The sequence below is a fragment of the Streptomyces sp. 2A115 genome (assembly GCF_052245575.1).
Taxonomy (GTDB): Bacteria; Actinomycetota; Actinomycetes; order Streptomycetales; family Streptomycetaceae; genus Streptomyces.
In genome coordinates, this window is sequence record NZ_JBQQCG010000020.1 from 86,092 (window position 1) to 110,290 (window position 24,199).

Consider the following 24,199-nt stretch of genomic DNA (forward strand, 5'->3'; position numbering starts at 1 on the left):
TCGGGCGGAGTGCGGGGACGGGTCGAAAGCGCGTCCCCGCACGGTGATCCGAATGGTGATCCGGATCGTGATCCGCATGGTGATCGGGATGATGATCCGGATGGTCAGGGCGTGTCCCGGTAGGGCGTTACGGATGTTCGAGGTGATCTTGACGCGGTCCGGACAGATCGGCCGAGTCAAAGCAGTGTCCTAACCACATGTCACTCGGTTAGTTGAGTGTGGACACCAGAACACCCCGCACACCCACGGGGGACCGCTCGTTGGGATTCGACGACGCTCCCGCGCTGAGCATGGTGAAGGTGCCGAGCGATCCGGCGCAGGTCATCGTCAATCATGCGAGCTTCCGCGTGCAGCTGGGCACGGCATCGCGGGCCCGGCCCCCACGTGCCGAGCGCAACTCGAGCGCCGGCGACAACACCGCGCGCATCCCCGTCGTCGGAACCGCCGCAGGCACCCGCCGCCGCGCGCCCGTCGTCTGGAGCGGGAAGTCCGCCCCCGACGACACCGGCGCCACCCGGCTGCTACAGGCCGTGCGGAACACGAGCCTGCGACACGGCGCCCAGGACCCGGTGGGCGACGCCGGCGCGACGCAGGTCATCCCGCGCGTCGGCGAGGACGACCAACTCGGTTACGACATCGACGCCACCGTGGAGACCCCGAGCGTCCGAGGCCCCGGAACCCGCCTCCTGCCCCAGATGCGCTCAGCGGGCAGTGCGTACGAGGAGATCGAGGAACCCCCGTACGCGGAGGCCGAACTCGACGACCCGTACGAGGACGAGAGAGACGGCGAGCACGGGGACGGCGGGCCGACCAAGCGGTACGGCACCGCCCCCGTGCGGCACGGGTACTACCCCGGGCGCCGGATGAACCTCGGCGTCGTCCTGCTCCCGCTGCGCGTCTTCCTCGGCTTCATCTCCATCTACGCCGGCATGGGCAAGCTCTGCGACCCCGTCTACTTCGACGGCGGCGAACGCGGCTCCATGGTCAAGTGGCTGAATTCGCTGCATCCTTGGGCCCTCGCCGAGCCACTGCGCGAGTTCGCCCTCCAACACCCCGTCGGCGCCGGACTCCTCATCGCCTTCTTCCAGGTGATCGTCGGCGTCCTCACCGTCCTGGGCCTGTGGCAGCGGGTCGCCGCCGTGGTCGGCGCCCTGCTGTCGGCGGCGCTCCTGCTCACCGTCAGCTGGAAGTCCGTCCCCGTCTACGACGCGCCCGACATCATCTACCTCGCCGCCTGGTCCCCGCTGATCATCGCGGGTGCCCCCGTCTACTCCATCGACGGCCGCCTCGCCGGCGAGGCCTGGCGCAGGCTCGGACCGCGCGTCGAGATCTGGGAGCTCCGGCGCCGCGTCCTGCGCCGCGGCGCACTCGTCGCGACCATCGTCGTCGGACTCACGCTGCTCATCGGCTCGTTGCTCGGTGGCGCCGTCCGCGACTCCGACCGCGTGGTCGTCCCGGGTCCCGGCGAGGCCCCGCGCAACGAACTGCCCGGCTCTCCGCTCCCGGAGGAACCGGGCAAGCGTCGGCAGAAGGAGAGCCCCTCGGCCGCCAACTCGCCCACGCAGGGCGCGACTTCGGCGAGCCCCTCGGGTGCCGCGAGCACACCGGGCACGGCCCGCGAGACCGCCACCGCCGGCCCCGGCCGGCCGAGCCAGACCCAGGGCGCCGTCCAGGTGCCACCCCGGCAGTCGGCCCCGCCGCAGGCCCCCAGCACCAGCGCCGGCCCGTCCTCCACGGGCGGCACCACCGGCGGCACCGGCTCGGGAGGCGGCTCCGGCGGCCCCTCGGACGGTGGCAGCGGCTCCGGCGGCTCCGGCGGCTCGGACCAGCTGGTGGGCGGCCTGCTGGGGTAGGCACCCCGGGGTCGTACCTCTTGGGTAGCACCTTGGGTATCACCGTCAGGCAGGTACGTGGATGGGGCCCCGCACTTCACCAGTGCGGGGCCCCATCGGCGTACGGGAGAAAGCGGCTGAGCCCGGGCTTCGTACGGATGCGTTGCTCAGCGTTCCTCAACGCCCCAGCGCCGCCAGCTCCTTCGCCGCCTCCGTGAGGTCCTTCGCGGTGTCGATGGCACGCCAGTACGCGCCCTGCGGAATCGGAAAGCCGGCCAGCCGGCGCTCGCGGGCCAGCCGGGGGAACGTCGTGCGCTCGTGGTCGCCTCGGTCGGGCAGCAGGGCGGCGAACTCGGGGGAGAAGACGTAGACGCCCGCGTTGATCCCGTACGCGGTCGGCGGGGACTCGATGAAGTCCGTGATGTGACCGAAGTCGTCCGTCTCGACGGCGCCCCACGGAATGCGGGGGCGAGCCAGCGCGAGGGTCGCCACCGCATCGCGCTCGGTGTGGAAGTCCGCCATCTCACGCAGCGAGAAACGGGTCCAGATGTCGCCGTTCGTCGCATACCAGGGGCGGTCCGGGTGAGGCAGGTGCTTCGCGGCGAACTTGAGGCCGCCGCCGCGGCCCAAGGGCTCCGTCTCGACCACAGTGGTCACGGAAACGGGCAGGTCGGTCGACTCCAGCCAGCGCTGGAGGACTTCCGCGAGATGGCCGCACGAGACGACGACGTCCGTGACGCCCTCCTCGGCGAGCCAGGTCAGCTGGTGGCCGATGATCGGGGTCCCGGTGCCGGGAATCTCGACCATCGGCTTCGGACGGTCGTCGGTGTAGGGACGCAGCCGGGAGCCCTGGCCGCCGGCCAGGACGACGGCTTGAACGGGGCGCGACGCGGCGTTCGGATCGGTCATGACCCGAACTGTACGTGGCGCCCCGCGGGATGAGTGGGTGGGGATCTGTGGGCTGCGCGGCCTTGTGGGCCCCGGGTCGGTGGGGGCTTGGCGCGCAGTTCCCCGCGCCCCTGACGGGGCCCCGCACGCCCTGCCGTGTGCCCTCAGCTGTGCTGGGCTGCTACGCCCGTGGCGAAGGATGTGTCGCAGACCGGGCGTGCGTACGACTGGGCGCGGGACGGGCCGTACGTGCGGACGGCGGCGCGACCCAGTGCGCGGGCGATGGAGACGCAGTGCCTGGCGAGCGACGGCCGCCCGTTCACGGCCTCCTGGAGGTGCGTGAGGGCCACCCCTGGGTTCTTCTCCTGGAGCTCGACCAGAAGTTTGTCGCGCAGCACGTCGTGCGGGGCGCGGGAGGGGGCACGCTTCGAGACGTCCTGGGCGGATGCGGCGAGCACCGAGGCCGAGGAACTGTTCCCCGACCAGTTGACTCGGGTGACCGCGAGAGTCCCGGACAGCACCAGGACGACGGGCAGAACGAGGGCGAGAGTACGGCCGATCCGGCGGGCCGGACCGCGGCCGTGCTGTGTCGGGCGGCCGGCGGGGCCACGGCCGTGTCGCGTCGAGTGGTTAGTGGAGTGCTTCACGCGAGTGAGGGTAGCGCGGGGTGATGATTTGGCGACATTTAGTAATCAATTCGAGGGACGAGTAAACACCCATTTTCGAGTTTGATGTTGACGCACAGGTGTCGAAATGACCGATCTGCCGGGGTATTTGTCGACAACGAAGAGGGCCCCGCAGCAGCCTGCGGGGCCCTCTTCGTCAACCTGGGTGAAATCTCCGGGATTTGGTCAGTCGGTGAGGCGCTCACCGGTCGACGTCGAGAACACGTGGGTCTCGCCCGCACGCGGCACGACGTGCAGCGTGGCGCCCTTCTCGGGGACCGCGCGGCCGCTGACACGGACGACCAGGTCCTTGAGGTCGTCGCCCATCTTGGAGCTGCCGTAGACGTAGCCGTCGGCGCCGAGCTCCTCGACGACGTTCACGGAGACCGCGAGGCCCGCCGGGGCGTCCTCGGTCTCCTTCGACAGGGAGCTGGCCGCGGCACCGTTCTGCTCGACGATGTCGAAGTGCTCCGGGCGGACGCCCACCGTGACGGTCGTGTCACCCCTGTCCGAGGCGGCCTTGAGGGCCTCTCGGTTGACCGGCACCACACTGTTGCCGAACTTCACGCCACCGTCGGTGATCGGGACCTCGACCAGGTTCATGGCCGGGGAGCCGATGAAGCCGGCGACGAAGAGGTTGGCCGGACGGTCGTACATGTTGCGCGGCGAGTCGACCTGCTGGAGCAGACCGTCCTTGAGGACCGCCACCCGGTCACCCATCGTCATGGCCTCGACCTGGTCGTGCGTGACGTACACGGTGGTGATGCCGAGACGGCGCTGCAGCGACGCGATCTGCGTACGCGTGGAGACACGGAGCTTGGCGTCGAGGTTCGACAGCGGCTCGTCCATGAGGAACACCTGGGGCTCACGCACGATGGCGCGACCCATGGCGACACGCTGACGCTGACCGCCGGAGAGCGCCTTCGGCTTGCGCGCCAGGTAGTCGGTGAGGTCGAGGATCTTCGCCGCGTCCTCGACCTTCTGGCGGATCTCGGCCTTGTTGACGCCGGCGATCTTGAGCGCGAAGCCCATGTTGTCGGCGACCGTCATGTGCGGGTACAGCGCGTAGTTCTGGAACACCATGGCGATGTCCCGGTCCTTCGGCGGCAGGTGCGTGACATCGCGGTCACCGATGTGGATCGAGCCGGCGTTGACGTCCTCGAGACCCGCGAGCATGCGCAGGGAGGTGGACTTTCCACAGCCGGAGGGACCGACGAGGACGAGGAACTCGCCGTCCGCGACGTCGAGCTCGAGCTGGTCGACGGCGGGCTTGTCGCCACCCGGGTAGATGCGGGTCGCCTTGTTGAACGAGACAGTGGCCATGGTGAGGGGCCCCCTTCACCGGCAGGAACGTGCCGGACGATCCGTTGTAAAGGTGGTGAGCCACTACGGAACGGCCCGTAGTGGTGTAGTCCACGTGAGCGGACTGGGTCAGGACGCTACCCCGCGTTCACTCGATCTGTCAGTACTCCGGGGGCTGTGAAGTTCGAGGAAATTTTCGACAGGACCCCGCTGTGACGTGGGTACACTGCTCGGGCGTGCCTGCGTGCACGCACCCCGCACGCACGCGTGCAGGCCTCCTTAGCTCAGATGGCCAGAGCAACGCACTTGTAATGCGTAGGTCGTCGGTTCGAATCCGACAGGGGGCTCTCGACACCAGGGGCGACCCGCCGGATCCGGCAGGTCGCCCCTTGGCGTGCGGCCCGGTCCGTGCGTCCCACCTCGCACTCGACAGGGTGGAGAAGCCGTCGGAGTGCTCCAACTCCGCCGCCAAATCCGACTAATGGGCCCCAGAGACGCCCATGTTTAACTAGTCGGCATGAGTAGCACACGCCTGTTCGTCCTCGGGACCCTCGCCAAGGGCAGGCCGATGCACGGCCATCAGATCCGCCGTATGGCGCAGCTCGACCGCACGGAACTGTGGACCGACATCAAGCCGGGCTCGCTCTACGGTGTGCTGCACCGGATGGAGGCCGAGGGCATCATCACGGCCGTGCGCAGTGAGCAGGAGGGCAACCGGCCGGAGCGCACGGTGTATGCCATCACTGACGAGGGCCGTACCGAGCTCAGGTTCCTTCGCGAGAAGGTTCTGCGGGACACCAAGCTGCGCCCCGACCCGATCGACTTGGCGTTGCAGAACGCCCAGGACATGAGTGCGGAGGAGTTGCGCGCGATTCTGGAGGATCGGCGTGCGGCTGTGGCGGGTCAGTTGGAGTCGTGGCGTCATCTGCAGAGTGCGGCGGCGCCGCATATCGCCGGGTTGGAGCGGATCATTATTCGGCATACGGAGACCCGGCTTCGTGCGGAGCTCGACTGGCATGACGAGCTGTTGGAGCGGCTGCCGGAAGTGCTGGAGGAGATGGCCGAGTTGGCCCGGTCGGCTGCTGAGTCGACTGGCTGAAAGCGGCGCTGATCAGGGCGGATCACCTTCGGGTGGCCGCCCTTTCTGCTGTCCGCGTTCGTTCACGCGACTAGACGCACACGGTTACTCTTGGAAAATCACTCGCACATGAGTAATCTCTTGTTGGGGGGAAGGCCTGGACCGGAGCCGCTCCCGTACTGCACCGCAGACCATGGAGAGGTGCCCGATGGCTTCCGAGGCCACCAGACGACAGAGCAACCCCTGGATCGCGATGACGATCCTGTGTGCGGGGCTGTTCGTGACCGTTCTCGATACGACGATCGTGAACGTGGCGATCCCCAGCATCATGGCCGACCTCGGTGCGGGGCTGGATCAGATCATGTGGGTCATCTCGGCCTATGTACTCGCCGTCGCCGTGCTGATCGTCACCGCCGGGCGCCTGGGTGACATCGTGGGGGCGCGGACGATGTTCCTCATCGGGCTTTCGGTGTTCACGGTGGGGTCTCTGCTGTGTGCGCTGGCGACGTCGCCGATGCAGCTGATTCTGTTCAGGGCGGTGCAGGGCGTCGGTGCGGCGCTGCTGACGCCGCAGCCGATGACGCTGATGATGGCGATGTTCCCGCCGGAGAAGCGCGGTGTGGCCGGGACCGTGTGGGGTATCTCCGCCGGGGTTGCCGCGGCCGTCGGGCCGACGCTGGGCGGTCTGCTCGTGACCTGGGAGGGCTGGCCGTGGATCTTCTACATCAATGTGCCGGTCGGGGTCGTGGCGTTCGTGCTGACGTTGAGGTATGTGCCGGATCTGCGGTTGGCTGAGCGGCCGTCGCTCAATCTGTCCGGGGTCGTGCTGACGAGTCTGGGCTTGCTGGGGATCACGTTCGGGCTGCTGGAGGGCGAGCGGTACGGCTGGGGGACGGTCACCGGGTTCGTGAGCATTCCGCTGGTGATCGCGGCCGGGGTCGCGCTGCTGGTGGTGTTCGTGTTCACGCAGGCCAGGGTGGGGAAGAACGCGCTGGTTCCGCTGTCGCTGTTCCGGATGCGGAATTTCTCGCTGGCGTCGGCGGCGGGACTGGCGATCTCGCTGGGGCTGACCGCGATGTGGGTGACGCTGAGTATCTACATGCAGTCGGTGCTTGGACTGTCGCCGTTGCAGACGGGGTTGGCGTTGGCGCCGGCCGCTCTGGTGATGTTCCCGGTCTTCGGGATCGGGGGGCCGATCATCGACCGGACCGGAGGCAAGTGGTTCCTGGTGTCCGGGCTGGTGATCTTCGCGCTGGCGGCCGGGTACGTGGTGTTGATGGCGCGGGACGAGAGCAGCTTGTGGCTGATGATGCCCGGGGTGTTGATGGCGGGTGTCGGGCAGGGGCTGGTGTTCGCTCCGCTGGTGTCCATCGCGATGTTCGAGGTGCCGGAGAGTGACAGGGGGGCTGCCTCCGGGGCGTTCAACGCGATTCGTCAGACCGGGTTCGTGATCGGTGCCGCGGTCGTGGGGGCGTTGCTGGAGGGGCGGCTCGCCTCGGCTCAGGGCGATGGGGTGAGCGTGCGGGACGCGTTCGCCGATGCGATGGTGCCGACGTTGAGCGTGGTCGTCGTGGTGTTCGCGGTGGTCGCGTTGGCCAGTCTGAAGGTGACGCGTCCGGTCCGGAAGGACGTGGTCGAGGCTGAGGGTGACGTCGAGGCTGGTGGCGATGCCGACGCGGATGTCGGTGTGGTGACCGCTTGATCGGTTCGTTCGATGGGCCGGGGCCGGTCGGCTCCGGCCCATCGTCCTGTGGGCGCTGTTCCGGTAGGCAAGGCGGTTCGCCGGACAGGCTCTGTATCCGCTGAGGACCTATGGCGAACCTGCTCTGGATGGTCGGTGGACACGGCTGTGGAACTGTTCCACCAAGCCGAAGAAGGACCAGCGGGGGAATTTCCGTCATGGCTTTTGCAGATCAGCCGCCCAGTCTCATCAGACCTGGAGAAAAAACCGAGTGTGAGTTCACGCTCGAGGAACTCATCGAACTGATCGAAACCCACGCAGGTGAGCCCGACGAGGGCGAACTCGATGTGACCGTGGTCGATGTCCTGTTCCAGGAGCTCGGATACGACTCCATTCGATTGCTCGAGGTCATCAGCCAGATCAAGCAGCGTTACGGGCTCGATCTCGCCGAGGAGATCCTCGCTGAAATGCGTACCCCCCGGCAGATTCTGGACGCGATCAACGGACTTCTACGATCTCGCGAGCACGATGGAATGAGGACCGCAATGACTGTACAGATGTCCCCCGACGCGGACGCGTTCGACCTGAGCCACAACGACGCGTCGTCGCTCCACGCTCAGCAGTTGCTGCTCCTGGCGTGTGGAGGCCGGCTCGCTCGCGTGGTCTACGCGCTCGGTGAGCTCGGCGTCGCCGATGTCGTCGCCGACGGCCCGCTCGACATCGACACGATCGCCGAGAAGACCGGCGCCCACGCGGACTCGCTCTACCGCGTCATGCGCTGCGCGGCGTCGGTCGGCATCTTCGTCGAAGGCCCGACCCGAACGTTCGGCCTCACCCCGCTGGCCGACGGCCTGCGCTCGGACAATGCCAACGGTGTGCTGCCGTTGGTGAAGTACAACAACATCGAGCTGACGCATCGTCCGTTCGACGAGATTCTGCGCAGTGTCAAGACCGGTGAGCGTTCCTTCGAGCGCACGCTCGGCGTGTCGTTCCCCGAGTACCTGTCGGCGAATCCTGAGGTCGGCCGCTTCTTCGACCAGTTCATGTCGTTCTGGAGCCGCCAGTTCGTCGAGGAGGAGCTGGAGCAGTACCGCTTCGAGCGTTTCTCGAGCCTGGCCGATCTGGGCGGTGGCGATGGGTTCTTCCTCGCGCAGGTCCTCAAGCGCAATCCGGAGATGACGGCGTACCTGTACGACTATCCGAGCGTGGTGGCCAAGGCTGCTCCGTTGCTGGAGGAGTTCGGTGTCCGTGACCGCGTCCAGATCGACGGTGGCGATCTGACCGGGGCCGACGTCCCCGCCGGCTATGACGCCTACCTGCTCAAGGCGGTGTTGCACTGGCAGAGCGATGAGCAGGCCGAGGGCATCCTCAGGCAGATCCGTCGGAGGATGGGCGACGACTCCGACGCGCGCCTGCTGGTGTTCGACTCGGTCCTGGACCCGGGCAACGCCTGGGACCACGGCAAGTTCCTGGACGTGGACATGCTGGTCCTGTTCGGCGGGCGTGAGCGCACTTTCGAGGACTGGACTGCCTTGTTGCGGCGCGGCGGCTTCGAACTGGTCGGTCAGCCGAATGTTTTCCACTGGACTCTCCTCGAGGCCAGGCCGGTCTGATCTCGCTCGTCCCGTTTGTTTTCCGCGGATCGCAGGAGGAGGAATTCATGACGATGGCGGGGCAGTTCGGTGCGGAAGCGCTGAAGGAAATTCTCATCGCGAATCTCGGTGTGGACGATGATGTGATCGAGAGCGCCTGGGACAGTAATCCGGCCGAGCTTGGGGTCGATTCGATCGGCATTCTCGAGCTCCAGGCCGTGGTTAAGGACCAATTCGGGATCGTTCTCCCGGAGACCACTCACGAACTGTCGCTCAGTGGGATCGTCGAGCTGGTGGCGATGGGTTTGAAGGAAAAGGAAACCGCCTGATGTCTTCGCAGACCGACAACTCTGTATTCATAGACGCGCCGTTTGACCTCGTGTGGGACATGACCAACGACGTCCGGTCGTGGCCGAACCTGTTCACCGAGTACGCCTCGATCGAGGTCCTGAACGAAGAGGGCGCCACTGTCCGTTTCCGGCTGACGATGGTGCCCGACCCGGACGGGTCGGTGTGGAGCTGGGTGAGTGAGCGGACCTCGGACAGGGAGGCCCGGACCGTGCGGGCGCATCGTGTCGAGACGGGCCCGTTCGAGTACATGCGGATCAACTGGGAGTACGCCGAAGAGGCCGACGGTGTCCGTATGCGCTGGCAGCAGGACTTCGAGCGCAAGCCCGACGCGCCGTTCACCATCGAGGCCATCACTGAGCGGATCAACAAGAACTCGCTGATCCAGATGGCCGCGATCAAGTCCAAAATCGAGGCGGCCGCGCGCAAGGTCGACGCCTGACGCCTGACTCCTGACGGCTGGAGCGGCTCGCCCGCCCGGTTCCCGACAGCCGTCCCGCCCCGGGCCGCAGACCTGTGCGGCCTCCCTCCGCGGGCCTCGCCCGGTGTCCGCGACTCATACGCGAGCCGGCGAGGCCGGCCCCGCGGCGCACCCGCCCCCTGCCGCCGGACACCGAGCGGTAGGGGCGGTCCGGTCCGCGCCGCGTGGCCCGGTCAGCCCATTCCCCCGAGTGGGCTGACCGCCCCCGCCTCCCCGTGCCGTCCCGACCTGTGCTGCCCGTCCTGCGCCGTCGCGCCCACCGGGCTTCCGAGTCCGTATCACCGTCCAGGTTCACCAGCCCACTTGCCGGGAGGAAGCATGACCGCCGTCTGCACGATGCACGAGTGGTTCGCGGTGAGCGTGGCCGCGTACCCGGACGCTGTCGCGCTGGAGGTGGCCGGGAAGTCCTTCACCTACGCCGAGTTGGACCGCGTTGTCGGTGGTATCGCGGCGGACGTTCTCGCTGCCGTGTCCGCGCCGGAGGTCGTCGGCCTGCACGCCGACCGGTCGTTGACCGCGTTCGCCGGCTATCTCGCGATCCTGCGGATCGGCGCCGCCGTGGTGCCGCTGCACCCGGCTTGGCCGAGCGCGCGAACCGAGGCTGTCATCGCCGCCGCGGGCATTCCGGTCGTTTTGGCGGACGCCGCGCTCGAGGTCTCCGTGCCGGTCGTGCGGCACGATCCGGCCGCCGGGCCGAGCGCCGCCGCCGGGCCGAGTGCCGTCGCGGAGCCGCGTCCGGCCGATGTCGACGACACCGCCTACATTCTCTTCACGTCCGGGTCGACCGGCAGCCCCAAGGGCGTCCCCATCACACACCGCAATGTCGACGCGTTCCTGCGGTACGTCATCCCGCGGTACGAGTTGGGGCCCGGCTGCCGGGTCAGCCAGACCTTCGACCAGACCTTCGACCTGTCGGTGTTCGACATGTTCGCGACGTGGGGCTCCGGGTCTGCGCTTGTCGTTCCGGGCCGGGGAGAGCTGCTTGCCCCGGCCCGGTTCGTGGCCAGGACCGGTGTCACGCACTGGTTCTCGGTGCCGTCGGTGATCTCGATGTCCGCTCAGCTCGGCCGACTCGCGCCGGGCGCGATGCCCGGTCTGCGCTGGAGCCTGTTCTGCGGGGAGGCGCTGACCGTCGACCAGGCGGCCGCCTGGCGGGCCGCCGCGCCCGGCAGCGTGCTGGAGAATCTCTACGGCCCGACCGAACTGACGCTGAGCATCACCCAGTTCCGGCTTGCCGCCGGAGCGGCACACTGGCCGAGGTCCGCCAACGGCACCGTGCCGATCGGCGAGGTGTATCCGGGGCACGAGGCGATCCTCATCGGTGAGGACGGCCGCGCGGGCGACTTCGGCGAGCTGTGTGTGCGCGGGCCACAGCGGTTCGCCGGTTATCTCGACGCCGGCAACAACACCGGCCGGTTCATCGAGTTCGACGGCATCACCGGTGTTCCGTGCGGTGCGCGCGCCGAGATTCCGGCCGAGCTGTGGTACCGCACCGGCGATCTGGTGCGGCGCACCGAGGACGGCCTCGTCCACCTGGGGCGTGTCGACCACCAGGTCAAGGTGCAGGGCTACCGCGTCGAACTCGGCGAGATCGAGGCAGCCCTGCGGACCCTGGCGTCGGTCGCGGAAGCCGTCGTCGTGGTGACCCGGCCGGCGGGCCGACAGCAGCTGGAGGCCGTCTACACCGGGACCCGGACCGACGCCGGGGAGCTCGACGCGGGCGTGCGCGGTGTGTGCTGCCGCCGCACATGATCCCGCGCACCTACACCTGGCTGGAGCGGCTGCCGCTGAACCTCAACGGCAAGGTCGACCGGGCCGAGATCGCGAAGACCCTGCAGCGCGGACATGAGTGAACGGCGTCCGGTCCGGCCGGACACGAAACGGAGTGGAGAGCATGCAGCGTGCACTTCTGGTCATGAGGATGAAGCCGTCGGACGCGGGCGAGGTGGCGGACATCTTCGCCGAGCACGACAAGACCGGCCTGCCCGAGCAGATCGGCGCGGTGCGCCGCACCCTGTTCCACTACGGCGGCCTGTACTTCCACCTCGTCGAGGCGCCAGACGATCTGGACGGCGACCTGATGCGGCGCATCGTCGACTCGCGCCACCACCCCCTGTTCGCCGACACCGCCGAGCGTCTGAAGCCGCTGCTGACGCCGATCGTGCCCGACTGGCAGAGCCCGTACGACTCCAGGGCCGCCGAGTTCTACAACTGGGACATCACGTGATCGTCGCGTCCCCCACCACCGCAGGTACGAACCGGGAAGGCGAGCGGAAATGAATCGCGAAGAGCTGTTCACGACGATGACGGCGTACAAGCAGACCAGCGTGCTCAAGGCGGGCATCCAGCTCGGCGTGTTCGACCACCTCGCCGACGGGCCCGTCGACGCCGGGACGGTCGCCGAGGCCATCGGCACCGCCCCGCGTGGCGCCGGGATCCTGCTCAACGCGCTCGCCGCGATCGGCGTGGTGGAGACCGACAAGGAGCGCTACTGGATCCCGGCCGACACCGCCGACCTGCTGGTCAGCACCCGTCCCGGTTACGCGGGCGGCATGGTGTCGGTGTTCGCGGGCGACGCGGAGTGGGCCGCGGTCAACAAGATCGGCGACGCCGTCCGTAACGGTGGCACCGTCCTTGACGACAACGCCGAGACCCCGAACTACGGGTTCTGGGAGGACTTCGCGGCCAACGCGCACGTCGTCGCGGCGCCGACCGCCAAAATCCTGGTGGACCAGATCGGCGACTGGGCCCGGGGCCGCGAGGAACTGAAGGTCCTCGACGTCGCCTGCGGCCACGGCGTCTACGGCTACTCGGTGGCCCAGGCCTTCGAGCACGCCCATGTCTGGTCGTTGGACTGGGAGAACGTACTCCCGGTCGCCAAGGAGCACGCCACTCGCATGGGTGTGTTGGACCGCACGAGCCATATCGCCGGCGACATGTTCACCACCGACCTCGGCGGCCCGTACGACCTGGTGCTGATCACCAACGTCATGCACCACTTCAGCGAGGAGAAGGCACTCGAGCTGCTCAGGCGCGGCGCGAGCGTGCTCAGGCCCGGCGGTCGCGTCGGTCTCGTCGGCTTCACCACTTCGGAGAAGCTGCCGGCTGAGGACCCGGCGCCGTACCTGTTCGACATCCTCATGCTGGCCTGGACGACCGGCGGCCATGTGCACTCCGGGGAGGCCTACGAGCGGATGCTCGGCGCGGCGGGACTGCGCGGCCTGGCCGACGAGGCCGTACCCGGACTGGCCTTCCACGTCCTGACCGCCGAGCAGACCGAGGCGGGGACCGCCGCATGATCACTCGGTGCCGCGTCGTCGACATGGCAGACGTCGTCTCCAGCGCGCGACTCGGGGGCTCGGACTGGGCGCTGCTGACGCCGAAGAGCGTCGGGGCCACGTCGGGCTTCATGGGGGTTATGGCCCTGGAGCCGGGCGAGTACGTGTCCAAGCACGCCCATCCGTTCTCCGACGAGTTCATCTGTGTCACCGAGGGCGTCCTGGAGGTCGAGGTCGAGGGCGTCGAGCACCGGGTCTCGCCGGGCGAGGCCGTGTTCATCGAGCGCGGTGAGGCGCACCGGTTCCGCAACGACGGAGACGCCCGGATGTTCGCCGTCTACCACATTTCGCCGCTCGCACCGAGTCCGGACCAGGGGCACGTGGACCTCGAACCCGTCCCCGCCCCGGACGACATACCGCCGCAAGTAGGAGGCTGATGATGCGCAGGGTGGTTATCACGGGCATCGGCGTGTGCGCTCCCGGCGGCGTCGGCCGCAAGGAGTTCTGGGAGTTCATCACCTCCGGCCGCACCGCGACCCGTCCGGTGTCACTGTTCGACGCCGGCGCCTACCGTTCCCGGATGGCCGCCGAAGTCGACTGGGATCCGGCCGCCGCGGGCTTCGACGCACACGAGATCGACAAGTTCGACCGCATGGTGCAGTTCGCCCTGACATGTCTGCGCGAGGCCATGCAGGACAGCGGCATCGACCCCGAGGATGTCGATCCGGGCCGTATCGGTGTCAGCATCGGCACTGCCATCGGCTGCACGATGGGCCTGGAGAGCCAGTACGCCGCGGTGAGCAACACCGGCGCCGACTGGCTGGTCGACCACACCAAGGCCGCACCGTGGATCTTCGACTACTTCGTGCCCACCTCGCTGGCCAGGGAGATCGCCTGGGCGGCGGGCGCGGAGGGCCCGGCCACGGTGGTCTCGACCGGGTGCACCTCGGGCATGGACGCGGTCGGCCATGCCTTCGAGCTGATCCGCGAGGGCTCCGCCGACGTGATGGTGACCGGGGCGTCCGACGCGCCGATCTCGCCGATCACCGTCGCCTGCTTCGACTCGATCAAGGCGACGTCACCGAGCAACGACGACCCCGAGCACGCGTGCAAGCCGTTCGACCTGCGCCGCAACGGGTTCGTCCTCGGTGAGGGCGCCGCCGTCCTCGTACTGGAGGAGTACGAGCATGCGCGCAGGCGGGGTGCCCATGTCTACGCCGAGATGGCGGGCTTCGCGACCCGCGCCAACGCGTACCACATGACCGGTCTGCGGGCCGACGGCCACGAGATGGCCGAGGCCATCCGGGCCGCTGTGGACCAGGCCCGACTGGACCTCGACGCCTTGGGCTACATCAGCGCGCACGGCTCGGGCACCAGGCAGAACGACCTGCACGAGACCACTGCCATGAAGAAGAGCCTCGGCGCGAGGGCGTTCGACGTGCCGGTCAGCTCGATCAAGGCGGCTATCGGGCACGCGCTCGGGTCGGTCGGCGCGATCGAACTCGCCACCTGCGCGCTCGCCATCGACAACGGCACCGTGCCGCCCACGGCCAACCTCGAGGTCCCCGACCCGGAGTGCGACCTCGACTACGTGCCACTGACGGCCCGCGACGGACGCGTCGACGCCGCGCTCAGCGTCGCCAGCGGCTTCGGCGGATTCCAGAGCGCGGCCGTCCTCAAGGGACCGAGGAGCTGGAAGTGACCACTGCCGAATGCCGGACCGTCGTGACCGGACTGGGGGCGGTCACGCCCAACGGGCTCGGGGCCGACGCGTACTGGTCGGCGATCCTGGAGGGCCGCAGCGCCATCGCGCCCTTCAGCCGCTGGGAACCCGAGCGGTACCCCGTGCGGGTCGGCGGCGAGATCCGCGACTTCGCCGTGCGGGAGCATGTGCCCGGCCGGCTGCGCCCGCAGACCGACCGGGTGACGCAGTACGCGATCGCCGCCTCCGACTGGGCGCTCGCCGACGCCGGGGTAACGGTGTCCGACTTCGACGAGTTCGACGTCGGCGTGATCACCGCGAACGGCTGCGGCGGCTTCGAGTTCGGCCAGAAGGAGCTGCAGAAGCTCTGGGGCACCGGCCCGCATCTGGTCAGCGCGTACCAGTCGTTCGCGTGGTTCTACGCGGTGAACACCGGCCAGATCTCGATCCACCACGGCATCAAGGGCCACAGCTCGGTCGTGGTGACCGAGCAGGCCGGCGGGCTCGACGCCCTCGCGCACGCCCGGCGGCTGATCGCCAACGACACCCTCAAGGTGGCGCTGTGTGGGGGGCTCGACGCGCCGTTGTGTCCCTGGGGCATGGCCGCGCAGATACCCAACGGCTATATGAGCGAGGTCGCCGACGAGGCCCGTGCCTACCGGCCGTTCGACCGGCAGGCCGCCGGTTATGTGCCCGCCGAGGGCGGCGCCCTGCTCACCCTGGAGGACCACGACGAGGCCAGGGCCCGGGGCGTTGAGCGGATCTACGGGCAGATCGCGGGCTATGCGGCGACGTTCGATCCGCACCCCCGCACCGGGCGCCCGAGCACCCTGCCCGCCGCGATCCGCGGCGCGCTGGCCGACGCCGGGCTGGCTCCGGACGAGGTCGACGTGGTGGTGGCCGACGCCATCGGGGCGCCCGACCTCGACGCGGCCGAGGCCACCGCCATCGCCGAGGTGTTCGGCCCGGGCGGTGTACCGGTCGCCGTGCCGAAGGCGCTCACCGGACGGCTCTACTCCGGCGGCGCACCGCTGGACACCGTCGCCGCGCTGCTGATGATCCGCGACGGCGTGATCCCCGCGATTCCCCAGCCGGTCGACATCCCGGACGCATACGGCCTCGACCTGGTGGCCGGCCAACCCCGTGAGACACCGATTCGCTGCGCGCTCGTCATCGCGCGCGGTCTCGGTGGATTCAACTCCGCGCTCGTCGTGCGCGCGGTCTGACTCAGAGATTCCGATGGAGGATTCGATGGAAACCGTTCAGACCAACGTTCTGGTCGTCGGTGGGGGGCTCAACGGTCTGGCCTCCGCGCTTTTCCTCGCCCAGCAGGGTGTCGACGTACACCTGGTGGAGCGCAACGAGAGCACCGCGGTGCTGCTGCGGGCGGCGGGGGTGAGCGCGCGCACCATGGAGCTGCTGCACGGCGTCGGCCTGGAGCCGGAGATACGGGAGCAGGGTCTGCGCCTGGTCCCCGGCAAGCACTGGTCCGAGGACCACAGCTCGCCCGAGCTGCTGCCGCGCGCGATCCTCGGCGCCAAGCGGGTCGCCGACATCGGTGACGGCTCCGCCTTCGTCATGGAGGAGGGCACTGTCGAGGTCGAGGGCGCCAGCCCTCAGGAGCCCGTGTGGTGCGGCCAGGACAGGATCGAGCCGATGCTGATCCGGGAGGCGGCCAAGCGCGGGGCGGAGATCCACTTCAATACCGAGTTCGTCTCCTACGAGCAGGACGACGACGGTGTCACCGCTGTCGTCAAGGACCGGGCGACCGGCGTCGAGCGCCAGGTGCGGGCCCGCTATCTGATCGCCGCCGACGGTGCCGCCAGCCCGATCCGTGAGGGCCTGGGCATCGGGCGGACCGGCAACGGAACCATGGGCACCGTTCTGTCGGTGCTGTTCGCCGCCGACCTGGACTCGGTGGTCAACGGCCGCCGCTTCCTGATCTGCTACCTGCTCAACCAGGCGTCCGGCCTGCTGCACCGCTTCGACGACACCCGCTGGGTGTTCGGCCTGTTCTGGGACCCGAAGCAGCACGGCGACGGTGAGGTCTCCAAGGAGAAGGCGCTGGAGTACGTCAGGACCGCCACTGGCCTGACGGACCTGCCGATCGACGTGCAGCTCGTGTCGAAGTGGCGGCTGGCGCACGAGGTCGCCGAGACCTACCGGGCCGGCCGCGTGTTCCTCGTGGGTGACGCGGCCCATGTGCACCCGCCGGCCGGCGGCTACGGCGCCAACTCGGGTATGCAGGACGCGCACAACCTGGCGTGGAAGATCGCCGCGGTGCTGAAGGGCTGGGCCGGCGAGAGCCTGCTCGACACCTATGAGGCGGAGCGGCACCCGGTCGGCGCCGCCACCGCCTACCAGGCGTACCTGCGTCAGACGACACGCACCAACGGCGACGGCGGCCACCCGGAGCTGCGCAACTCCACCGTCATCAGCACCGGTTACCGCTACCACTCCGCCGCGTTCGTCGGCAGCGAGGCGGGCGAGGCGCTGGAGCCCGAGCTGCGCATCGACGGTCGTCCCGGTCTGCGTGTGCCGCACTCCTGGCTGGAGCGTGACGGCGGGCGCGTCTCCACCGTCGAACTGGCCGCCGACTCGTTCGTACTGCTCACTGGTGAGAACGGCCAGTCCTGGCTGGACGGTGCGAGTGCCGCGGCGGCCGAGCTGGGCGTCCCGCTCAAGGCCTACCGGATCGGACCGGACGCCGAGCTGGCCGACAAGGACGGCGCCTGGCTGGACAACACCGGCATCACGGCCGAGGGCGCGGTCCTGGTCCGCCCCGACGGCTTCGTCGGCTACCGGTCCACCGGCGCGGTGGCCGACGCGGCCGCCGAGCTGAAGGCTGCGCTGTCCACGATCACCGCCCGGGCGTAGGGGGACAGCACCGATGGGGAACGTCATCGCCGTCGAGAACGGCTACTACACGCTGATCAACGTCTTCCGGGTCAAGCCCGAGGACCAGCGCAGGATGTACGACGTCATCCTGGAGGCGACCGACGTCATCACGAGGTTCCCCGGGTACGTCTCGGCCAGCGTGCACCTCGGGCACGACGGCGGGCATGTCGTGAACTACGCCCAGTGGCGCAGCCGGGAGGACTTCGACGCCATGCGGGCGCACCCGGACGTGCAGGCGCACTTCCGGGAGTGCCGTGCCATCGCCGACATCGAGCCGGTGTTCTGCGATGTCGCGTACACGCACAGCGCCGACGACCTCGTCGCCGATGGCCTTGTCGCCGGTGACCTCGTCGAGGGGGATCGGGCATGACGACGGCGCCGGTCGAGCGCGTGTCGCGGTTCGGCGGGGCCGACGACGACTGGCTCCGCTGCGCCGGGTGCGGCGAGATGCTGTACCGCGAGCGCTGGGAGCGCACGCTCAAGGTGTGCTACGAGTGCGGGCACCATGCCCGCCTGACCGTCGCCGAGCGGCTCGGCATGCTGCTCGACGACGGCAGCGCCTGCCGGTTCGACGCCGATCTGGCGCCGGTCGACCTCCTCGGCTTCGCCGACACGAAGCCGTACCCGGTGAGGCTCGCCGAGGCCCAGCTGCGCAGCGGCAACCACGACGCCGTGGTCTGCGTGAGCGCGACCGTAGGCGGCCTGCCGCTGGTGGTCGCGGCACTGGACTTCGGTTTCCTCGGCGGCAGTGTGGGGTCGGTCGCGGGCGAGCTGATCGCCCGCGCCGCCCGGCGGGCGCTGGCCGACCGGATTCCGCTGCTGATCATCTCCGCCTCCGGCGGCGCCCGGATGCAGGAGGGCGCGATCTCGCTGATGCAGCTGGCCAAGACCGGCCAGGAACTGCGTCGGCTGCACGAGGCCGGAGTGCTGACGGTCAACCTCAACACCGACCCGACGTACGGCGGCGCCACGGCGTCGTTCGCCACGCTGGGCGACGTGGTCATCGCCGAGCCGGGTGCCCGGATCGGGTTCGCCGGTCCGGAGATCATCCGGCAGACCATCCGTCAGGAGCTGCCACCCAGGTTCCAGAGCGCGGAGTTCCTCGCCGAGAGCGGCCAGGTGGACATGGTGCTGCCCCGGGAGTCGCTGCGGGCGAACCTGGCCAGGCTGCTGCGGATGCACGCGGCGCCGACGGCCGTCGCCGACCCGGAGCCGAGCCCGCTGCTCACCGACGTCGGGCAGGTGGGCGAGATCGCCGCGGCCGACCTGGTGAAACTGGCCCGCGACATCGGCCGGCCGACCACGGCGGACTACTGCGCAGCCGTCTTCGACGACTTCGTCGAACTGCGCGGTGACCGGACGGGCAACGGCGACGACAAGGCGATCGTCGGCGGCATCGCCTCGGTCGGTGGTCGCACCGTGGTCGTCATCGGGCACCAGAAGGGCCACGACATCGCCGAACTGGCGGCGCGCAACTTCGGCATGCCGCAGCCGTGGGGCTACCACCGGGCGCGCCGGCTGATGAGTTACGCGGCCCGGTTCGGGTTTCCGCTGGTGACGTTCATCGACACGCCGGGCGCCTATCCGGGCGTGGAGGCCGAGCAGCGCGGACAGGGCTACGCCATCGCCCGCTGTATCGAGTACATGTCCGGCCTTCCGGTGCCGGTGGTGTCCATCGTCACCGGTGAGGGCGGCAGCGGGGGCGCGCTGGCCCTGGGGGTGGCCAACCGGGTGCTGATCCTGGAGAACGCGTACTACTCGGTCATCAGCCCCGAGGGCTGCTCGACGATCTTGTTCAAGGACGCGTCGTCCGCCGGGCGCGCTGCCGAGCAGCTCGGCATCACGCCGCGGAGCCTGCTGCGGCTGGGCGTGGTCGACGGCGTCGTGCCGGAACCGCCGGGCGGGGCGTGCGCCGACCCGGACGCCATGGCGGACACCGTTCGCGTGGTGGTGACCTCGGTCCTCGCCGAGCTGGCCGGGTGCGAGCCCGACGACCTCGTGGCGCAGCGGTACCGGCGGTTCGCGGGTATCGGCTCACCTGAACACCAGTCCGATCTGAAGGAGGGGGCGCGATGACGTCGATCGCCGAGAGCCCGGTGGACCTGCCGCAACCAGGGGCCGACGTGCCGGACCTGGGGGCCGCGGTCCACGACATCGTCAAGAAGCTGCCCGGCCCGCTGCGCCGGGTGATGGTGCGGGTCGACGGATGCGTCGTCGAGGTCGAGTGGGGCCACGACATCGTCCCGTCCGCCCTCGCGGCACCCGTCGCCCGGCCCGGGCCCACCGCCCCGGCCGCCGAGACGGAGATCGAGGCCGACGCCGACGCCGAGCCGGTCCACAGCGGACCGTCCGTGGCCGCGCCGGTCGTGGGCACCTTCTATCTGCGTTCCTCCCCGGAGGCCGCCCCCTTCGTCGAGGTGGGCGACCGGATCGAGGAGGGACAGCAGGTCGGGCTCATCGAGACGATGAAGCTGTTCACCCCGGTCACCGCGGACCGGGCGGGCCGGGTCGTCGCGGTGTGTGTCGATGACGGCGAGATGGTCGAGTACGGGCAGCGGCTGTTCACGCTCGACCCGGGGAACTAGGGGGACCGCCGTGTTCGACAAAGTCCTCATAGCCAACCGGGGCGAGATCGCGGTACGGGTCATCCGCGCCTGCCGCGCGCTCGGCGTGCGCACGGTGGCCGTGTACTCCGAGGCCGACGCCGAAAGCACCCACGTGGAACTCGCCGACGAGGCCGTGTGCGTCGGGCCCCCGCAGCCCCGCCGGAGCTACCTCAATGTGCCGAACATCGTCGGCGCCGCACTGAAGACGGGCGCGCGGGCCGTGCACCCCGGCTACGGGTTTCTCTCCGAGGACCCGGATTTCGCCAGGATCTGCGCGGACAACGGTCTGACCTTCATCGGGCCGTCGCCCGAGGTCATGAGCTCGGTCGGCGACAAGGCCACCGCGCGCAAGCTGATGGCCGGCGCCGGGCTGCCGATGCTGCCCGGCAGCCCGGAGCCGGTGGCGTCCTACGAGGAGGCCGCCGCGTGCGGCGAGAGCATCGGGTACCCGGTCGTGATCAAAGCGGTCGCGGGTGGCGGCGGGCGCGGGATCACGGTGGTCGAGTCGGCCGCCGACCTGCGCTCGGCCTACCGGCGCACCCGGGCGGGCGCGCAGGCGGTCTTCGGCGACAGCCGGGTCTACCTCGAGCGCTACGCCCCCTCGGTGCGGCACATCGAGTTCCAGATCCTCGCCGACGCGCATGGGCGCACCGTGCATCTGGGCGAGCGGGACTGCTCGGTGCAGCGGCGTCATCAGAAGCTCATCGAGGAAGGGCCGTCGCCCGCCCTGGATCCGGAGCTGCGCAATGAGATGGGCCAGGCCGCACTGAGCGGCGCCAAGGCAGTCGGCTACCGGGGTGCCGGCACCGTGGAGTTCCTCCTCGACGACGACGGCCGGTTCTGGTTCATGGAGATGAACGCGCGGATCCAGGTCGAGCACCCGGTGACCGAGATGATCACCGGGGTGGACCTCGTCGCCGAGCAGATCAAGGTGGCGGCGGGGGAGCGGCTGCCGTTCGACCAGTCCGACATCGTGCTCACCGGCCACGCGATCGAGTGCCGGGTCAACGCGGAGAACCCCGACCGGGACTTCGCGCCGACCCCCGGCAAGCTCGTCGAGTACCGGGTTCCGGGCGGTATCGGGGTCCGGGTCGACACCCACAGCGTGCCCGGCGGGACCGTGCCGCCGCACTACGACTCGATGATCGCCAAGCTCATCGCCTGGGGGCCCGACCGCGGGACCGCTCTCGCCCGGATGGACGGCGCGCTGGCCGAGATGCGGGTGAGCGGGCCGGGCGTGCACACGACGATCGACTTCCACCGCAGGGTGCTGGCCGATCCCGTGTTCGCCGCGGGCCAGGCACGCACGTCGTTCCTGGCGAAGGAGTTCGACCCCGGCCGGCGGAGCGGCGCCCAACTTCACGGTGGCCAGGACCGCCGGCTTCATCCGGCACCCGACCCGGGAGATCTTCAACCGGGCGGCCGTACCGCTCGGCCTGCCCGACTGACAATGGAGTAGACGTGTCCGGGGATGCAGTTCTCTACGCGCGCACGCAGTTCGGGATCACCGCGGTGGCCCACTGGCTGTTCGTCGCGCTGACCCTGGGGCTGGTCACGTTTGTCGTGATCTGCCAGATCCAGTGGTACCGGAAGAAGAGCCCGACCTATGAGCGGATGACCAGGTTCTGGGGCCAGCTCTACGTGGTCAACTACGCCGTCGGCATCGCCACCGGCATCGTGATGGAGTTCCAGTTCGGCCTCAACTGGAGCGGCCTCACGCACTTCGCGGGCAACGTCATCGGCTCGCCGCTGTCCATCGAGACGCTGGTCGCCTTCTTCCTGGAGTCGACGTTCCTCGGCATGTGGATCTTCGGCTGGAACGTGGTCAGCCGAAAGGTGCACCTCGCCCTGATCACCGCCACCGCGGTCACCGCGTGGGCATCGGTCATCCTCGTGGTCGGGACCAACGCGTTCCTCCAGCACCCCGAGGGCTACACGATCGAGAACGGCAAGGCCGTGCTCACCAGCATCGGCGACCTGCTGTCCAACCCGAACATGTGGCGCGCGGTCCCGCATGTGACGACCGCCGCGATGACCACCGGTCTCGTCTTCGTGCTCGGCGTCAGCGCGTGGCACCTCCTCAAGAAGCCCGCCGACCACCCGGACCGCGAGGTCTACCTCAAGTCGTTCCGGATCTCGCTCTACACGTCCATCCCGTTCATCTTCCTGACCGCGCTGCTCGGCGGCCTGATGATCGACCTGGTCAACGTGGAGCAGCCGATCAAGGGCGCCATCTTCGACGGCGACTTCGACCTCGCGCGCCAGGAGGCGGCCGAGGCCGAGGCCCAGTACGGGCCCGGCAACTACGTCCCGCCGCTGGCCTTCGCCTTCTGGGCCAAGTTCATCATGCGGAACTCGGCGATCCTGATGCTGGCGGTGGTCGGCGTGGTCGCGCTGCTGACGATCAAGAACTACTTCTGGCGCCGGCCGAAGCTCCAGAAGACGGCGTTCAGGATCTTCGTCGGGCTCATCCCGCTGCCGTTCCTCGCGGGCGCCTCGGGCTGGATCTTCCGCGAGATCGGTCGCCAGCCCTGGGCGATCTACCACGTGCTCAAGACCGAGGACGCGGTGTCGCCGCGCGGCGCCGGGGCGATGCTGACCTCTCTGATCGTGTTCGCCACGCTGGTGATCACGCTCGCGGTCATCGACTGGGTGCTGCTGTTCCGCATAGCCCGGCGAGGCCCGGACGCGGCGCAACTCGGCCGGGGCGCACCACCGGCCACCGACGACGAACCGCTGTACGGCGAGCCCACGCGACGGGACGAGCCCGACGCCACCGTTCTGGAAGGAAGCTCCCGGTGACGATTCAAACGGCCTGGCTCGGTCTCTTCGGGCTGCTGTTCATCGGCTACCTGATCATGGACGGCCGCACCATAGGCGTCGGCCTGGTGCTGCCGCTGCTCGGCCGCGACACGGCCAAGCGCTCGGCCGTCGTGCACGCGGTCGGCCCGTACTTCCTCGCCAACGAGGTGTGGATCATCGCGGCGCTCGGCCTGCTCGTCGGGGGATTCCCGATCTTCGAGGGCACCATGCTCTCCGGTCTGTTCCCGTACTTCATCCCGTTCGTCGCGGCGATGGGCCTGCGCGGGGTGTCCTTCCACTTCCGGCTGCGGGAGAGCGCGCCGGGCTGGCGCAGGCTGTGGGAGACCGTGCTGACCTTCGCGTGTCTGGTGCAGGCGATCGCGTGGGGCTTCATCGGCTCGCTCATGTTCCGCGCCCTGCCGCTGGGCGACGACGAGGTGCTGCGCGTCCCGGCGGACCTGCTCGCCGAGCCCTTCACCCTCGCCTGCGTGCCGGCGTCGGTCGCGGTGTTCGCGCTGCACGGCACCAACTTCGCCGCGGCCCGGCTGGAGGGCCCGTTGTCCGACAGAGCGGCCGCTCTGGGCAAGAAGCTCGGCCCGGCCGCCCTGCTGACCGTCCTCCTGTCGGTCGTCGCGGGCGTCTTCGACGACGGGGTGAAGGACGCCGTCGGCAACTCCGGCCTGGTGATCGGGCTGGTCGTGCTGGGCGTGGCCGGGACGGTCGCGTCGGACGTGTTCAACCACAACGGCAGGCCGCGGTTCGCGTTCATCGGCAGCTCGCTGGTCCTGCTGTCGGCGGCGCTCGTCGTCGGGGCCGGCAGGCTGCCCTACCTGATCGTGTCCAGCCACGGTGAGCGGCAGAGCATGACGGTGACCGAAGGAGCGGCCGAGGCCTCGGTGCTGCACCCGCTGTTCTGGGTGGTGCTGGTGCTGCTGCCGGTGCTCATGGCCGCACAGTTCATGACCTGGCGCATCGCACGCGGCCGCGTGCGCGAGGGCTCGGTCGGGTACTTCTAGTGACTCGGCGATGTGTCTCACCCACGTCGT

General features: G+C 69.3%; 22 protein-coding genes and 1 tRNA gene. 20 read left to right on the top strand and 3 right to left on the bottom strand.

Annotated elements, in window-relative coordinates; all coding sequences use genetic code 11:
* The first annotated feature begins 218 nt into the window (after positions 1-218).
* Complete coding sequence (locus tag ACTWQR_RS19475; protein ID WP_443228370.1) at positions 219-1,853, top strand: DoxX family membrane protein; 1,635 nt, start codon at positions 219-221, stop codon at positions 1,851-1,853.
* 156 nt (positions 1,854-2,009) lie between these two features.
* Here the strand turns inward: ACTWQR_RS19475 and ACTWQR_RS19480 are convergent, their stop codons facing one another.
* The 3 genes from ACTWQR_RS19480 to ACTWQR_RS19490 form a co-directional block, all read right to left on the bottom strand.
* Positions 2,010-2,741 (bottom strand): nucleotidyltransferase family protein, encoded by a 732-nt coding sequence (locus ACTWQR_RS19480; protein ID WP_443228371.1) that lies wholly within the window; start codon positions 2,739-2,741, stop codon positions 2,010-2,012.
* Positions 2,742-2,884: 143 nt separating this feature from the next.
* On the bottom strand, positions 2,885-3,367 hold the full coding sequence (locus ACTWQR_RS19485; RefSeq protein ID WP_443228372.1) for a hypothetical protein: 483 nt from the start codon (positions 3,365-3,367) through the stop codon (positions 2,885-2,887).
* Positions 3,368-3,571: 204 nt separating this feature from the next.
* The gene (locus ACTWQR_RS19490; protein ID WP_443228373.1) at positions 3,572-4,708 is read right to left on the bottom strand and encodes an ABC transporter ATP-binding protein; all 1,137 of its coding nucleotides are present in this window, start codon (positions 4,706-4,708) and stop codon (positions 3,572-3,574) included.
* A 252-nt stretch (positions 4,709-4,960) separates the two neighbouring features.
* Here ACTWQR_RS19490 and ACTWQR_RS19495 point away from each other — a divergent pair.
* The 19 genes from ACTWQR_RS19495 (at position 4,961) to ACTWQR_RS19585 (ending at position 24,169) form a co-directional block, all read left to right on the top strand.
* A tRNA-Thr gene (locus ACTWQR_RS19495) sits at positions 4,961-5,034 on the top strand.
* 170 nt (positions 5,035-5,204) lie between these two features.
* A complete protein-coding gene (locus ACTWQR_RS19500) occupies positions 5,205-5,786 on the top strand; it encodes a PadR family transcriptional regulator (protein ID WP_443228374.1) in 582 nt (193 codons plus the stop codon).
* A 187-nt stretch (positions 5,787-5,973) separates the two neighbouring features.
* Complete coding sequence (locus ACTWQR_RS19505) at positions 5,974-7,467, top strand: DHA2 family efflux MFS transporter permease subunit (protein WP_443228375.1); 1,494 nt, start codon at positions 5,974-5,976, stop codon at positions 7,465-7,467.
* Between the two features lie 110 nt (positions 7,468-7,577).
* Complete coding sequence (locus tag ACTWQR_RS19510; protein WP_443228376.1) at positions 7,578-9,059, top strand: methyltransferase; 1,482 nt, start codon at positions 7,578-7,580, stop codon at positions 9,057-9,059.
* A 47-nt stretch (positions 9,060-9,106) separates the two neighbouring features.
* Positions 9,107-9,367, top strand: a complete 261-nt coding sequence (locus ACTWQR_RS19515) for an acyl carrier protein (RefSeq protein WP_443228377.1) — start codon at positions 9,107-9,109, stop codon at positions 9,365-9,367.
* Positions 9,367-9,828, top strand: a complete 462-nt coding sequence (locus ACTWQR_RS19520) for an SRPBCC family protein (RefSeq protein WP_443228378.1) — start codon at positions 9,367-9,369, stop codon at positions 9,826-9,828. The genes ACTWQR_RS19515 and ACTWQR_RS19520 overlap by 1 nt, the downstream gene beginning before the upstream one ends.
* Positions 9,829-10,185: 357 nt before the next feature.
* Positions 10,186-11,619 carry an amino acid adenylation domain-containing protein gene (locus ACTWQR_RS19525; RefSeq protein ID WP_443228379.1) on the top strand — a complete coding sequence of 478 codons (1,434 nt, stop codon included), beginning with the start codon at positions 10,186-10,188 and terminating at the stop codon, positions 11,617-11,619.
* 142 nt (positions 11,620-11,761) lie between these two features.
* The gene (locus ACTWQR_RS19530; protein WP_443228380.1) at positions 11,762-12,094 is read left to right on the top strand and encodes a TcmI family type II polyketide cyclase; all 333 of its coding nucleotides are present in this window, start codon (positions 11,762-11,764) and stop codon (positions 12,092-12,094) included.
* 49 nt (positions 12,095-12,143) lie between these two features.
* The gene (locus ACTWQR_RS19535; protein ID WP_443228381.1) at positions 12,144-13,166 is read left to right on the top strand and encodes a class I SAM-dependent methyltransferase; all 1,023 of its coding nucleotides are present in this window, start codon (positions 12,144-12,146) and stop codon (positions 13,164-13,166) included.
* Positions 13,163-13,582: a cupin domain-containing protein gene (locus ACTWQR_RS19540; protein WP_443228382.1), complete on the top strand. Its 420-nt coding sequence runs from the start codon at positions 13,163-13,165 to the stop codon at positions 13,580-13,582. The genes ACTWQR_RS19535 and ACTWQR_RS19540 overlap by 4 nt, the downstream gene beginning before the upstream one ends.
* A complete protein-coding gene (locus ACTWQR_RS19545; RefSeq protein ID WP_443228383.1) occupies positions 13,582-14,847 on the top strand; it encodes a beta-ketoacyl-[acyl-carrier-protein] synthase family protein in 1,266 nt (421 codons plus the stop codon). The genes ACTWQR_RS19540 and ACTWQR_RS19545 overlap by 1 nt, the downstream gene beginning before the upstream one ends.
* A complete protein-coding gene (locus tag ACTWQR_RS19550; protein ID WP_443228429.1) occupies positions 14,838-16,073 on the top strand; it encodes a ketosynthase chain-length factor in 1,236 nt (411 codons plus the stop codon). The genes ACTWQR_RS19545 and ACTWQR_RS19550 overlap by 10 nt, the downstream gene beginning before the upstream one ends.
* 25 nt (positions 16,074-16,098) lie before the next feature.
* Complete coding sequence (locus ACTWQR_RS19555) at positions 16,099-17,724, top strand: FAD-dependent oxidoreductase (protein ID WP_443228384.1); 1,626 nt, start codon at positions 16,099-16,101, stop codon at positions 17,722-17,724.
* Positions 17,725-17,737: 13 nt separating this feature from the next.
* Positions 17,738-18,115, top strand: coding sequence for an antibiotic biosynthesis monooxygenase family protein (locus tag ACTWQR_RS19560; protein ID WP_443228385.1), 378 nt, complete (start codon positions 17,738-17,740; stop codon positions 18,113-18,115).
* Entirely contained in the window at positions 18,112-19,821 is a 1,710-nt protein-coding gene (gene accA, locus ACTWQR_RS19565; protein ID WP_443228386.1) for an acetyl-CoA carboxylase carboxyl transferase subunit alpha, read from the top strand. The genes ACTWQR_RS19560 and accA overlap by 4 nt, the downstream gene beginning before the upstream one ends.
* The gene (locus tag ACTWQR_RS19570) at positions 19,818-20,330 is read left to right on the top strand and encodes an acetyl-CoA carboxylase (RefSeq protein ID WP_443228387.1); all 513 of its coding nucleotides are present in this window, start codon (positions 19,818-19,820) and stop codon (positions 20,328-20,330) included. The genes accA and ACTWQR_RS19570 overlap by 4 nt, the downstream gene beginning before the upstream one ends.
* A 10-nt stretch (positions 20,331-20,340) precedes the next feature.
* Positions 20,341-21,810: an acetyl-CoA carboxylase biotin carboxylase subunit gene (accC, locus tag ACTWQR_RS19575; RefSeq protein ID WP_443228388.1), complete on the top strand. Its 1,470-nt coding sequence runs from the start codon at positions 20,341-20,343 to the stop codon at positions 21,808-21,810.
* Between the two features lie 2 nt (positions 21,811-21,812).
* The gene (locus ACTWQR_RS19580) at positions 21,813-23,153 is read left to right on the top strand and encodes a cytochrome ubiquinol oxidase subunit I (protein ID WP_443228389.1); all 1,341 of its coding nucleotides are present in this window, start codon (positions 21,813-21,815) and stop codon (positions 23,151-23,153) included.
* Entirely contained in the window at positions 23,150-24,169 is a 1,020-nt protein-coding gene (locus tag ACTWQR_RS19585) for a cytochrome d ubiquinol oxidase subunit II (RefSeq protein WP_443228390.1), read from the top strand. Before ACTWQR_RS19580 ends, ACTWQR_RS19585 begins: the two co-directional genes overlap by 4 nt.
* Positions 24,170-24,199 lie beyond the last annotated feature (30 nt).

Bases quoted from the DNA above. Each gene is read 5' to 3' on its own strand.
- ACTWQR_RS19570 (WP_443228387.1), top strand. From the start codon at position 19,818: ATGACGTCGATCGCCGAGAGCCCGGTGGACCTGCCGCAACCAGGGGCC.
- ACTWQR_RS19540 (WP_443228382.1), top strand. From the start codon at position 13,163: ATGATCACTCGGTGCCGCGTCGTCGACATGGCAGACGTCGTCTCCAGC.
- ACTWQR_RS19525 (WP_443228379.1), top strand. From the start codon at position 10,186: ATGACCGCCGTCTGCACGATGCACGAGTGGTTCGCGGTGAGCGTGGCC.
- ACTWQR_RS19520 (WP_443228378.1), top strand. From the start codon at position 9,367: ATGTCTTCGCAGACCGACAACTCTGTATTCATAGACGCGCCGTTTGAC.
- accA (WP_443228386.1), top strand. From the start codon at position 18,112: ATGACGACGGCGCCGGTCGAGCGCGTGTCGCGGTTCGGCGGGGCCGAC.
- ACTWQR_RS19500 (WP_443228374.1), top strand. From the start codon at position 5,205: ATGAGTAGCACACGCCTGTTCGTCCTCGGGACCCTCGCCAAGGGCAGG.
- ACTWQR_RS19555 (WP_443228384.1), top strand. From the start codon at position 16,099: ATGGAAACCGTTCAGACCAACGTTCTGGTCGTCGGTGGGGGGCTCAAC.
- ACTWQR_RS19530 (WP_443228380.1), top strand. From the start codon at position 11,762: ATGCAGCGTGCACTTCTGGTCATGAGGATGAAGCCGTCGGACGCGGGC.
- ACTWQR_RS19480 (WP_443228371.1), bottom strand. From the start codon at position 2,741: ATGACCGATCCGAACGCCGCGTCGCGCCCCGTTCAAGCCGTCGTCCTG.
- ACTWQR_RS19545 (WP_443228383.1), top strand. From the start codon at position 13,582: ATGATGCGCAGGGTGGTTATCACGGGCATCGGCGTGTGCGCTCCCGGC.
- ACTWQR_RS19510 (WP_443228376.1), top strand. From the start codon at position 7,578: ATGGCGAACCTGCTCTGGATGGTCGGTGGACACGGCTGTGGAACTGTT.
- ACTWQR_RS19535 (WP_443228381.1), top strand. From the start codon at position 12,144: ATGAATCGCGAAGAGCTGTTCACGACGATGACGGCGTACAAGCAGACC.
- ACTWQR_RS19505 (WP_443228375.1), top strand. From the start codon at position 5,974: ATGGCTTCCGAGGCCACCAGACGACAGAGCAACCCCTGGATCGCGATG.
- ACTWQR_RS19515 (WP_443228377.1), top strand. From the start codon at position 9,107: ATGACGATGGCGGGGCAGTTCGGTGCGGAAGCGCTGAAGGAAATTCTC.
- ACTWQR_RS19490 (WP_443228373.1), bottom strand. From the start codon at position 4,708: ATGGCCACTGTCTCGTTCAACAAGGCGACCCGCATCTACCCGGGTGGC.
- ACTWQR_RS19560 (WP_443228385.1), top strand. From the start codon at position 17,738: ATGGGGAACGTCATCGCCGTCGAGAACGGCTACTACACGCTGATCAAC.